This is a genomic window from Mucilaginibacter sp. GW821-FHT07H05 (assembly GCF_059418485.1).
Genome location: NZ_JBWKPY010000006.1, coordinates 86,659 through 99,806, shown reverse-complemented (window position 1 = coordinate 99,806; position 13,148 = coordinate 86,659). Strand labels below are relative to the sequence as shown.

General features: G+C 42.8%; 8 protein-coding genes. 3 read left to right on the top strand and 5 right to left on the bottom strand.

Annotation, left to right across the window (positions count from 1 at the left end):
* The first annotated feature begins 113 nt into the window (after nt 1-113).
* Both AC07M6_RS16875 and AC07M6_RS16870 read left to right on the top strand, forming a co-directional pair.
* Nucleotides 114-1,004 carry a S66 peptidase family protein gene (locus AC07M6_RS16875; protein ID WP_494891408.1) on the top strand — a complete coding sequence of 297 codons (891 nt, stop codon included), beginning with the start codon at nt 114-116 and terminating at the stop codon, nt 1,002-1,004.
* 15 nt (nt 1,005-1,019) lie between these two features.
* Nucleotides 1,020-1,427: a DoxX family protein gene (locus tag AC07M6_RS16870; RefSeq protein ID WP_494891406.1), complete on the top strand. Its 408-nt coding sequence runs from the start codon at nt 1,020-1,022 to the stop codon at nt 1,425-1,427.
* Between the two features lie 121 nt (nt 1,428-1,548).
* Here the strand turns inward: AC07M6_RS16870 and AC07M6_RS16865 are convergent, their stop codons facing one another.
* From AC07M6_RS16865 to AC07M6_RS16845, 5 genes are all read right to left on the bottom strand, one after another.
* The gene (locus tag AC07M6_RS16865) at nt 1,549-3,024 is read right to left on the bottom strand and encodes a RagB/SusD family nutrient uptake outer membrane protein (RefSeq protein ID WP_494891404.1); all 1,476 of its coding nucleotides are present in this window, start codon (nt 3,022-3,024) and stop codon (nt 1,549-1,551) included.
* A gap of 18 nt (nt 3,025-3,042) precedes the next feature.
* On the bottom strand, nt 3,043-6,198 hold the full coding sequence (locus tag AC07M6_RS16860) for a SusC/RagA family TonB-linked outer membrane protein (protein ID WP_494891402.1): 3,156 nt from the start codon (nt 6,196-6,198) through the stop codon (nt 3,043-3,045).
* Nucleotides 6,199-6,734: 536 nt separating this feature from the next.
* Nucleotides 6,735-7,736, bottom strand: coding sequence for a DUF1735 domain-containing protein (locus tag AC07M6_RS16855; RefSeq protein ID WP_494891400.1), 1,002 nt, complete (start codon nt 7,734-7,736; stop codon nt 6,735-6,737).
* Between the two features lie 25 nt (nt 7,737-7,761).
* A complete protein-coding gene (locus AC07M6_RS16850; RefSeq protein WP_494891398.1) occupies nt 7,762-9,474 on the bottom strand; it encodes a SusD/RagB family nutrient-binding outer membrane lipoprotein in 1,713 nt (570 codons plus the stop codon).
* A gap of 10 nt (nt 9,475-9,484) precedes the next feature.
* Nucleotides 9,485-12,610, bottom strand: a complete 3,126-nt coding sequence (locus tag AC07M6_RS16845) for a SusC/RagA family TonB-linked outer membrane protein (protein ID WP_494891397.1) — start codon at nt 12,608-12,610, stop codon at nt 9,485-9,487.
* Nucleotides 12,611-12,796: 186 nt separating this feature from the next.
* On the opposite strand from AC07M6_RS16845, the gene AC07M6_RS16840 reads away from it, so the two are divergent.
* The gene (locus tag AC07M6_RS16840) at nt 12,797-13,141 is read left to right on the top strand and encodes a PadR family transcriptional regulator (RefSeq protein WP_494891396.1); all 345 of its coding nucleotides are present in this window, start codon (nt 12,797-12,799) and stop codon (nt 13,139-13,141) included.
* The last annotated feature ends 7 nt before the right edge of the window (nt 13,142-13,148 follow it).

Here is a 13,148-nt window from a genome sequence, read left to right as displayed (position 1 = left end):
AAACACTTAAATTTAGCAGCCTATACTTGTGTGTAGTGTACTTTCTTATATTTGAATTTTGGCTTCAGCCTCTACATAGACTGAGGACTATAACCTTAAGACTACCGACTTAAATGATCCCATACCTGAAAAAAGGCGATAAAATTGCCATCACCTGCCCGGCAAAAAAACTACCCCGCCCAATGGACGCGGCTGTTAAAGTACTGCAATCGTGGGGGCTGGAAGTAGTACAGGGCGATACGCTGCAGGCCAGCTATCACCAGTTTGCCGGCGATGACGAATTGCGGGCTAAAGATTTGCAGCGCTTTATTGATGACGACAGCATAAAAGCCATTATTGCCGCCCGCGGCGGCTATGGCACCATCCGCATTGTAGATATGGTTGATTATAGCCGTTTAGCTACCCACCCTAAATGGATAATAGGCTTTAGCGATATCACCGTTTTGCACAGCCATCTGCATACTAATTACGGCCTGCAAACCATCCACGGGCAAATGCCGGTAAATGTACCCGATGCCTCCTCAGCCTCGCTGATATCGCTTAAAAAGGCCCTGTTTGGCGAGGCGGTTACTTACAGCTTTAAATCGCACAGTTTAAACCGGCCGGGCCAGGCAACAGCGCCCGTAATTGGTGGTAACCTGAGTTTGCTTATCGCGATGCTGGGCTCGGTATCGGATATGGACTACAGCGGCAAGATCCTTTTCCTGGAAGATGTGGGCGAATACCTCTACTCGGTAGACCGTATGCTGTATACCTTGAAACGTGCCTGCAAACTAAACAATTTGGCAGGTTTGATAGTTGGTGGTTTTACCGAGCTAAAGGATAACGATATCCCTTTCGGGTTTACTGTAGCCGATATGGTAATGAGTTTGGTTAGCGAGTTCAATTACCCGGTTTGCTTTGATTTCCCGGCTGGTCATATTCCTGATAACCATGCGATTATATTTGGAAAAAATTTAAATTTATTAGTAGAAGATCATAAAGTAACTGCATCGTACACTTAAAAACGGCATCGCACCATGGCATTATTTGAAAAACTGGGCAACTACCGCAATTTCGGTTTGCTCATTATCCGCGTAGGTTTAGGCATTATGTTTGTTTATCACGGCCTGCCTAAGTTAGAGGGCGGACCAAAAATGTGGGAGCAGATTGGCCTGGCCATGGGCAACGTGGGCATCCACTTTTTACCCGCATTTTGGGGTTTTATGGCTGCCGCCACCGAGACCGTGGGCGGGGTACTGCTTATTTTGGGATTAGCTTTCCGTCCGGTATGTTTACTGCTGGTAATTAACCTGGTAATTGCCGCGCTTTTTCACTTCCACAAGGGCGATGGCTGGGGCGGCGCGGCCCATGCTGTTGAAGATGCCATTATGTTTGCCGGCCTTTTATTTATTGGCCCGGGCAAGTATAGTGTTGATAAAAAGTAAGATGCATAAAAAACCCGGAGGTAATTTACTACCCCCGGGCCTTAATCGTCCCGGTTTTCATTCATGTTATATTAATCATGGAAAGTTCGGGCAAACTTCCCATAATGTTATTAACAGGGAATTATCTTCCTATTAACTTATTATACTGTTGTTCGGCGTTTGACATTGGCCAAATGTAAGGCGCGTCTGTTGGGTTAATTTGCGGCACTACACCAGTTGGGGCTGTTTTGCCCGGGATAGGTAAATTTAAGCGCCATAAATCGTTCCATCTTAAACCTTCGCCCAAAAACTCAATGTTGCGCTCCTGTAATATCGCGGTAATTAATGCTGTAGGGCTGGCAAAGCTGGCTACGGTGTAAGTAGTAGCAGCGTCCGACCGATTACGCACTGCGTTTAACAGGGCTACGGCTTGCGGGTCAACCAGGTTGGTTGTACGCACACGGGCTTCGGCCAAGCTAAGTAACACCTCCGAATAACGCATTACCGGCGCCCAGTCTGTATATGTTGTAACCGGGAATTTATTGACATAAGTACGTCCCGATGACCTGGTAACCAATAAGGATGTTTTTCTAACATCGGTAGCTTTCCAGCCCGCGTCGGCCAAAACACCCGCGGTGCTTAAATAAAACTCCAGTGCACCAATACCGTTAAAATAATTACCAAGCGCACTTTGGCTCCCTGCCGTTTCGGTTGAAAGGAACGACATGGAGAATATAGACTCGGTTGTGGTATATGGCGTTTTAAACACGTTGGCAATATTAGCCTGCAATGCAAATGCTACCCCTGTAGGCGCGGTAAAACTGGTAGTTCCACTAACAATTTTATTAGCCTCGGTAATGGTTTCGGTATATTTCTGCATGCTTAAATAAACCCTTGTTTTAAAAGCTATCGCTGTATTTTTATGGGCGCGGGTAGTGTTTGATGTAGCATCTGCCGCAGCGCCAATAAAATAGCCCGCAGGTAAATTGGCCTCAGCATCATTCAAATCTAACAGTATCTGATCGTAAATTTTTGCTACCGAAACTGGTGCCAAATCAAAATTTGAATAGGAGTTATTCCCTGTTAAGCGCAATGGCAAACCCGGGCTTGCGCCGGCATCGGGGCCATAAGGTTTACAATACATCTCTACCAGCGCATAGTAAGCTATGGCACGCGCAAACTTAGCTTCGGCTATATAATTTGCAGAAAGTGTTGCACCTACTACAGCTGTCCCTTTTGCGGCCATACCATCTATAAACAGGTTGGCATTATTAATAACAAAATAAGCCTGCGACCATAAACTTAATACTTCCGAGCTTGTGCTTTGCGCCGTACCGCCCCAGGTTTGATAAGCAGTTACCGAGTTAGCCGTAGCATTAAGCCAGTTTTCGGCTTTTACCTCGTTATAAACCTGGAAACGCCCGCCATAAAGGTTTCCGCTGCGTAAGTTATTGTACAAGCCAAATACCTGTGCTTTTATACGGTCGGCCGTTGTAAATGGCAGGTAATTTTCGTCAGATACGATAGATGTTTGCGAGCTTGGGTATAATTTGTCTTTCTGGCATGAGGACACACTTAGTAAACCTATGCCAATGATATATAAATATTTCTTTTTCATCTTTTCCGGTTTTAAAAATTAAAATTTAACTGATACACCTGCAGTAAGTACACGGCCGTTAGCAGCAGTATTACGATCGACACCGCCGCCGCTGTTAGATGTACCGTTTGAACCAACTTCAGGATCAGAACCAGGGTATTTAGTAAATATTAACAGGTTATATCCGGTTACATACAAACGTACATTTGATATCCCTGCCTTGCTCAATAATCTTTTGGGCAGCGTATAGCCAAAGTTTACCGTTTTAAGTTTCAGGAAATTGCCGCTGTAGGTATTGAAATCTGTTGGGAAAGACGTACCGTTTGAAACGTTATCGCCAAAAATCACCTTAGGGAACTTAGCAACCTGACCTGGTGTAGTCCAATGATCCAGTATATCGGTTGTATTGTTCCAGAAACGCTGATCCGTTAAACTCGCACCTGTTCCGTAGTAAATATGAAATCCGGCCTGGAAGGTAAATGTTGTGCTTAAATCAAAGCTTTTATATTTAAAAGTATTGCTAAAGCCACCAACCCATTTTGGTACACTATTGCCATAATCAATTGCATCGGCACCCTGGTTAATGGTGTTAGGGGTACCGTCAGCCTTTAGGTAAGGCGTACCGTCCATATTGTAATAATGCTGGGTGCCTAAAAATGTATATTCAATTGGCACACCCTTGCCATTAATAAATATGCGCCGTCCGTTTGCCGGGTTAACTCCGGCCGATTTAATGATATACAAATCGCCAACCGCGCCACCTACACGGTTAATGTTGGTAGTTTCGAGACTGGATGTGGTATAAGTGATAGACTGGCCACCAGGTAATGATGTAATACGGTTTTCGTTATAACTAAAGTTAAGGTTAGCGTTCCATTTAAACGCCCCTTTTCTGATAACCTCAGCATCAAAATTAAACTCGTACCCTTTATTATATAACGACCCGATGTTTACAAGCGGGCTGCCGGCCAAACCTGCCGACGGAGCCGGAGGCACGTTAAATAACAAACCGGTAACATCATTTTTATACCAGCCGATAGAGCCGGTTATGCGATCGTTAAACAAACCAAAATCAAAGCCAGCATCATACTTCTGGCTGGTTTCCCATCCCAGGTTAGTGTTGCCTGTTGTGCTTGGCCCTAATGTTGCATTAGTATTATATACACTGTTTGAATAGAAGGAAAGCGACGGGAAGGCACCGACGTTGTTATTACCCGTTTTACCGAAACTGCCCTTTAACTTAAAGCTGCTGAAGATCTCGTCGAGCTTAAGGTTTGTCCAAAACTTTTCTTTAGCAACTTCCCAACCAAGGCCTACACCCGGAAAGTTACCATACTTTTGATCTTTACCAAAGCCCGAGAATCCATCGCGGCGTATGGTTGCGCTAATAAAGTACTTCCTGTCGAAATTATAGTTTAACCGTGCGAAGAAGGATACCAGGTAATCTTCGCTGTTGCTTAAGCCGCTTGTACCGTTGTTAATAAAACCCGCTTGTATCTGGTTAAATGCCGGATCAGACAAAACCGAACGGCTTAACCCAAAGCCGTAGTTTGTTGAGCGTTGCTGCTCGTTACCTAATAATAACGATGCCGAATGTTTTTCAATACTCTTATCTAACTGTAAGGTATTTACCCAATCCCATCTTTTGTTTTGCGCGTAATTATCTGCAACACTGGCCGATGTATTATTAACCGGGTTACTAAAGCTATCGTTATTGGTGTACAAATAATCTATACCGTATTGGCTTTTTAATGTGATCCATGGCAGCGGGGTAACTATCAGGTACATATTTGCAGCAGTGTGATTAATCTCGTTATTTGCCCGGTCTAAATCTAAAGCAACCTGCGGGTTGGGATAGCTAATGGAGTATCCTTTATTATTAAGGATACCGATGCCCGATGTTGAGCTGTTATAGCTGCCATCATTTAAATACACCGGTAAGTTTGGCGGAAGCAATGTGGCAATACGCCCTAAACCAGCAGTGGCATAAGCCTCGCCATTTAGTGAGCCCGATGAAGTTGCAGCAAGGTTAAACTGATCGGCATAAGATAGTTTAGCGCCATAAGAGACATACTTGTTAGCCTTATGATCTACGTTAAACAACATACTTTTACTGATGTAGTCGTTCTTTTTAATAACACCCTGTTGTTTGGTATAGTTGCCGGATGCGTAATACTTAGTTTTTTCGGTACCGCCCGATACACTTACATTGGTATAATAAGAAACCGCTTCGCGATATACCTGCTTTGTCCAGTCGGTATTGATATCATTTCCGTAAGCGTCTTTTGCAATTTCTGTGTAAGCCAATGGGATGGTTTGCGGCGTAGTTATAGTAGTATTATAAGATCCTGCATTAACCAGCGCCTCATTTTTTAAGGCTACGTATTGATAAGCATCCAATACTTTAGGCAGCCTGATTACGTTGGTAACGCCCATCCAATTGTCTATACTAACTGTTGATGTACCCGTTTTACCTTTTTTAGTGGTAATAACTACCACGCCGTTTGCGCCACGGCTACCATAAATGGCTGTTGCCGATGCATCCTTTAAAATGTCGATGGTTTCGATATCCTCGTTATTGATGTTGGCTAAGGCATTACCGCCAGATGAGCCGCCGCTAAAATCGCCGCTGTAACTCACTACACCATCCACCACAATTAATGGTTGCGATGACAGAGAAATGGAGTTGGTGCCACGAATGTGGAAAGTAGGCGGCGAGTTTAAAACACCGTTGTTCACCGTAATTTGCACACCGGCTGCTTTACCCGCCAGCGCCTGCACAAAGCTTTGTACGGGCTGCTCGGCCAGGTCGCTGCCTTTTACCTGTGAAATACTTCCCACGCTCTCGCGCCGGGTTTGGGTACCATAGCCTACCACCAATACCTCGCTAAGCGCTTTCTGGTTACTCTCCAGCGTTACATTTAGCTTTAGCCCGGTTACCGGAACTGTTTTATTCAGATAACCGATTGAAGAAAAAACAAGGGAGTGCTGCCCTTCTGGTACTTTAATGGTGTATACACCATCTGCATTGGTTACCGTGCCGGTTTTTGAACCTAACACCGTAACGGTTACGCCCGGTATGGGCGAATTGTCGTCCTTACCGATAACCGTACCGGTAACTGTTTTTGATTGAGCATAAGCCTTTGAGCCTAATAACAACAAAACAAAAAGAAATTGTAGTAAATTTTTTTTCATGCGTTAATAGTTTGATCAATAATTCTGTTAAATTATAAATTATTGAAACAAAAAACAAGCACAGTATTGTCATTTTGATAATTAAAATACAATTTGTATATATTTATTACACAAAATAACCAAATTATTGAGTCTTTTTTACAATAAAGAACTTTTAAATGATGTTTATCACATATAATAAGCTTAAAAACCCTGAAAAGTTAGTTTTATTATCACATCAATCATGATTGTATTTACAAATTATGTTAAATAATGACTACCATTGGGCTTATATGCATATATTTTGATTTATAAAATGCATTTTGGCGCATATATTTTAGATAAAACAAAGACGAGGTCGAAGCCCATCGGCTGATAGGATCCATCAAATTAACGGCCTATGGGGTTACCCCGGGGCTATAAAACAATACAGCCCCCGATAAATCGGGGGCTGTATAAATTGACAAAGCAACTATGCGCCCTATATATGCTTTCAACCGTATTTAAATAAAGAAGCCCCGCGAGATTCGCGAGGCTTCTTTATTTAAATCAAATCATTATGGCCTTGCCCCTGCGTAAGTAAAGGTTTCATTAAAGGCATCACGAGCCCCACCCGGGCCAGTTGCCGGTGCAGCAAGGTTGCCTCCCTGGAACAGGAAGTAGCTGCACTGGAAAACAGATCCCACTGCACCAGGTGTACCGGTAGTAAACTTGTTTGTCCCGGTCGCGTCTATACCTGCTGAGCGCAAATTCGGTGCCGCTGCCGGTTGACCGTAGTAATTAGTAACTGAAGTAATGTTATTACTTGCATCAAACGTAAATACTGGCGCAAAAGTTCCGAAGCTTGAAGTAGATGTACCACTAGTTATTTCATGTGCGAAAGTACCGGCAAAAACATAATCAAACATTACCACAGAATTTGGCCCGACGGTTTCCAGATAATACTTAACGGGATACTTACCGGTAATACCAGATCCGGCTACATAATCGGTCATAGTTCCATTTACTGTATAAATACCATCATATTTATTTTTAGCAGCTACTGTATAAAGTACTGTACCGTAGTTACCACTAATAGCGCCTGCTGTTGTTGAAGTAATTGTTACAGGCAGCACATAGGTTTTAGTAAAATCAAACAATGATGTATTTAGCACAATGGAAACAATTGCCGAACGGCCGCCTTTTGGTATGGTAACCGAGGTTGGCATTGTATACATGTTAGCTGGCAACAAGGTGAATGTTGTCGCGTATTTTGTGTTATAATCAGTAATTGCTTGTGGTTTTATCCCTACACCAATGGTCATATCTTCTGAAGCCGCGTCACTACCGGTAATATCTACCATAATATCCATCTTAACAGAAGTTGCAATACTATAGGCACGCGCATAGGTGCGGTAAATATTTGCTGCCGAATTTGTAGGCGCATCATCAAGTGCCGCAGTTCCCCACTGAACGGTCATAGGCGAAGCGCCCGGCGCTAAGTTAACCTTACCATCTTTCAAGCAGGATGTCAAAATCGTCATCGCCGCTAAAAACAATAATACATTTAATTTTTTCATATCTAATATCTTTTAATTTTTTATATTAATTAGTTGGCCTTGTATCCCAGAACACAAGTGTTGAATTAACGTTAACCACCGGCACATTCGCGGTATTTAACGAATACTCTGACGCAGGGTAAAGTATGCGACCAGCCAATTTATCTGCACGAGGTGAAGTATTTGTAGCAAAGTTAGGCGCAAAAGTTTGCGAAGCAGTACCAGCCGGGTTAGATAACGGGTATTGTGTCCTTCTGTAATCATTCCAACCTTCATCGCTATTAAGTGCGTTAAGTGCGATGTATTTTTGTGTAATAATTGCCTCTAACCTTTGAGCATTGGTTGTAGCCAGGTTAAAATTCACCAGGTAAGAGGTTGGATTAGCCGCTTTATAAGCAGCAACTTCTGCTGTAGGGTTCCTCGATGCAGAAACTACATCCAGATGGTCTTTATCCAGGTAAGTAAAAGAAGCTAATACACCACTATCAAACAAGGTTGAAGGCGTGCCTGAGATCAAACCGATCATCGCTGCTTCAGCTTGTAAAAAATAGCTTTCTGCTGCCGTAATAAGCGGCTGGCCCATATCAAAGCCTTTCATAATACCGTAACCGGTTGCTGCAAGACCTGCTGGCGTGCCGCCACCACCGGTACCCACATACCACGCGCCACCTGTTGGGTTAGCAATAAGCGAGGTTGATTGAAAACCTAACTGGTTTTTGTATGCATAAGTGTTAGCAAGGGCCCCGGTAGTTGGTTGGCGGTAAATAATTTTACCACGACCATCATCTGACAATTTTGTACCATCATAAAATGCAACGGCGAATATTGAAGGCAGGTAGCTTGCTGTAGAGTTGGTACCTGTGTAAGACCATGCAAGTCCATTCCATAATGGATTTTGCTTACCACTCTGCTGTACGTAACCCGGGTTGATCAATACATCTGAAGAAATGAAATCTGCAGTGGTCAGAGCCGCCATAGACGCCTTTTCGGTATTGTAAAATGCTGATAGAGCGTTTGAAGCTGCTGAAATACGGATCAATGCCCTTAATTTAACCGTGTTGGCAAATTTTATCCAGTTAGTCATATCCTTGCCGTTTAACAGCGCTGTCGAGTTATAACTAAGTACTTGATTGGTAGTATTTGTACTGTAAACAGTTACGTCTACCTTACCAGCAGGGTTTGAAGCAAGGCTTACTGTTGTTGCAGTAGGGGCAACTTTCATTTGTGTTATAGCATTATTTATTTCGGTAATGCAGGCTTTATAAACATCCGCGCCTTTATCGTAAGCTGGTGTAAGGTTGGCTGCCCCCTGTAATGCCTGGGTATAAGGCACATCACCATATGCGTCTACCAGTCTTAAATAATCAAAGGCTTTCATCAGGCGTGCCACGGCATTATAATTTTTATAATCGCCGGTTGTTGATGTATTGTTTAATATGTACTGATAATCCTGCAGGTTATCAAACGTGTTAGCCCATAAAGCAGTAGCATCGCCGCTGTTGAACACAAAGGTCCAAAAGTTACCGAAACCACCCACACCACCCGCGTTGGCAATATAACCACCAAGGTCCATCCCGTAAGCCGGGCCATTGAAAGTATAGCTTAACGCGCCTGTTGCCGCAAGGGCTTGTGGCATAATAAGGTCTGGTGTCGCTGCCGTAACGTCATTGGGGTTGGTATTTACATCCAGATACTTCTTACACGAAGTAGATGAGGCTACCAAACCTAAAATTATGAATGTTTTAAATATTTTTTTCATGTCTTTCTTATTAAAAAGTTAACGATAATGTGGCACCATAGTAACGTGTAGGCGGTGTCTGCGAAATTGAGTTTACACCAATTGCGTTGCCATTATTGCTATCTGTAGAGTTAAATTCCGGATCGGTATAAACGTTTGATTTTGGAAGCCATAATAATAGGTTACGTCCCTGTACACTAATGGTTGCACCTTTAACATATTTTTGACGGCCAATAAGCGATTTTGGCACATCCCAGCTTAAAGAAGCTTCTCTTAATCTCCATGAAGCGCCATTATAAATATAGTTACTTGCTATATTGTATTCATATTGAGTAGATGTCCAAAACTCCGGACCGCCACCTGCTGTAACAATATTGGTGTTAGCCACATAGTTGCCGCTTGCGTCTTTATAAGATGAATTAGGAAACACAAAACGCTCGCGATTGTAATAACCGGTACGTGCGCCCGAGCCCGAAAAATCGTAGCTGCCACCAACGTTGCTATATACAACAAAACCGGTACGGTATTCAGCAACAGCGCTTAAACGTAATGTTTTGTATTTTAATTCAAAATTGGCGCCTAAACGTTTTGTAGCGTTAGTATTGCCGAAAATGTTAGTAGTTACCGAAGATAAAGAAGGGTAACCAGTTTGCGCGTCAACAATAACACGGCCTTGTGGGTCCCTGTTATAATCAGAGCCTTCTACCACCGGATAAGCTAACCCCGGAACGGCATATATACCATTACCAATGCTTAACTGAGGTAAACCTGCAGCTAACGATATTACCTTATTATCGGTCCAGGTAAAGTTAGCTCCTAAACTTAACTGCCAGCCAGTGCTTGTTTTAATTGGCACTACACTTAGCGTAGTCTCTATACCTTGGTTATCAACCTGGCCGGTGTTTAGCAAATATGTGCCAAAACCGCTACTACCCGCAATGTTAATAGGTACTGTTTGATCTTTCGTGCTTGTTTTGTAATAAGTTATACTGGCTGATATACGGCCATTGTAAAGATCGGCATCTGCACCAAATTCAAAACCTTTGGTAATCTCCGGTTTCAGGTCAGGCGATACCAGCCTGTTTCCCTGGTTGTAACCTGGGCCTGTAGGGAAAGGATAACCTGCACCCGGGGCGAAAGTAGGTACTAAATCATAAGCACCAATGTTAGCCTGACCTACTTTAGATACGCCGGCACGTAATTTTAAGCTTGATAATACTTTATTATTTTTCAGGAAGTCGATAGCTTCTGTTGGGATGAAGGAAATATCGGCAGCCGGGTAGAAGAATGACCTGTTTTGAACCGGCAGAATAGACAACCAGTCGTTACGGCCGGTAACGTGTAAGTTCAAATAGCCTTTGTAACCAATATTAACAACACCATACACGGCTTGCTGACGGGTCATAGACAAACTTTGGCTACCCAAAAGGTTGGCCTGCGTACGTGCACCTACGTTATACAAACCTTCTTGTAATAAACCTGTAGTATTAACATTTTCGCTATTTGCCTTATCTTGCCTTAAGCTTGCACCAGCAGTGGCGCTTACATTAAAATCACTGATCTGTTTTTTAAATGTTGCGTAAAACTCAGATGTGATACGTGAAGTACTTGAAGCGTCGTCAGAAACCGAACCAACCTGGTCGTTTGTTTTAACGCCACCTGCACCCTCGCCATAACTTGCAAGCGATTTGGTGTAAGCGGTTAAAGTATATTTACCAACAGTATTTCTGTTTGTTTGGTTAGTAGAGGTAATACCATTACGGAAAGTAAAGGTTAAAAAGCTGAACGGATCCCATTTCACATCAGCGCTACCAATAAAATAATTGTTATTGGTTAACTGGCGTTGGTTAGCCGCTGTAAAGTAGGGGTTAGCATAATAAAAGTTATAATAACCGTTAATATCAGCAAACGGGTTGTTTTTGTAATCCTTATAATCAGTCACTACAACATGACCCGGAGTTTGCTGCAACTGGTCATATAAAGTACCGGTAGCACTTGTAATATCATAGTGGTTTTGCACATAGTTAGCGGTGTAAGTAATCGATACTTTATTCACCAGTGCACGTGTACCGTTGGCACGGATAGATACCCTGTTGTATTTATCGCCAGGGGTAGTACCTTTTGTAGTATAGTACTGCCCTGCTATGTAGTTTGAAGATTTATCATCACCTGCACTAATAGAGAAATCTGATTGTTTGTTAACACCGGTTTCCCAAAATTTATTTTTACTGTCGTTCCACTGGTAAGGCACTGTTTGTATGGCGCCATTGGCAAGCGGGAAACCTAATATAACCGGTTGGCCGTTAAAAGCCGGGCCAAACTGCTGGTTTTCTGTTTCCAGATACTCCTGAACATCACTCGCGGTGCCCGAACCCCAACCAGTTTGAAGTTTAGGGTAATAGCTTACGTGCTCACCACTGATTGTTTGAGACGCCCTAACTACAGCAGCTCCTTTTTTACCTTTTTTAGTTGTAACGATAATCGCGCCGTTTGATGCGTCTGAACCGTAAAGGGCAGCACCACCAGAACCATTTAACACCTGAATATCGTCGATATCTTCGGGGTTGATGTTACCTAATAATGAGTTTGGCACAATAACGTTATCCAACACAATTAAAGCCTGGTTGTTACCCAATAATGAACGGTTACCACGTAAAACCACACGTACAGTTGGATTTACACCTGCACTGATGGTATTTATCTGTAAACCTGCAACCTTACCAGATAATGCCGAGCCAATATTGGCCGCTTTACCCGCGGTCAGCACTTCCGGCTTGATAGAAGTAGTGGCATAACCTTGCGCACCCTTGGTTACACTTAAACCACCCGCAGTTACAACCACCTCGGTTAACTGCTTGGTATCCGAACTTAAAACCGCGTTAACAGTGCCACTCGATGGTATGTTAATGGATTGTGATTCGAAACCTACAAACGAGAAGGTTAACGATTTTGCAGTGGATGGCACCGTTAAGGTGAATTTACCACTTGCGTTTGATTGCGTACCGGTTGAAGTTCCGGTTACCTTAACAGTTACACCCGGAAGTGGTAGCCCATCATCCTTTGCTGTAACCGTACCAGTAACTGTTCTGTTTTGCGCAAAAACCTGGCTGGCACATAGCATCAGGAAGCACAAACTTGCTAGTAAAAGTTTTTTCATTTCGTTAATTAATAAGATCAGTTAATAGTTAATTAATCATAAAAGTAGTGTTAACTTTTTAGAATCTGAAATAATTTGTTAAAAAATGTTAAAAAAACAGACTAATAAATGTGGATAAATAAAAAAATAAAAAATATTTAGTACTATGTATTGCATAATACAATCTTTTACATATATCTTTGCATTATGATTGTAGAAAACACACAAACCCAAATGCGGAAAGGGATACTGGAGTATTGCATCCTTTCCATCATAGCTAAGGGCGAAATATATGCATCAGACATAATCGCTGAGCTAAAAAAAGCCCAACTGCTTGTAGTTGAGGGTACTTTGTACCCTCTGCTTACCCGTTTAAAAAATAACGGACTGCTTACCTATAACTGGGTAGAGTCGGTTTCGGGGCCGCCACGCAAATATTACACCCTGTCTGACGAAGGCCGCAGCGTGCTGCATCAGCTGGATACCACCTGGCAGGAGCTGTCTTTTGCCGTACAAACATCTATCGCCGAACGAAATAACCCTAACGCTTAACATTACA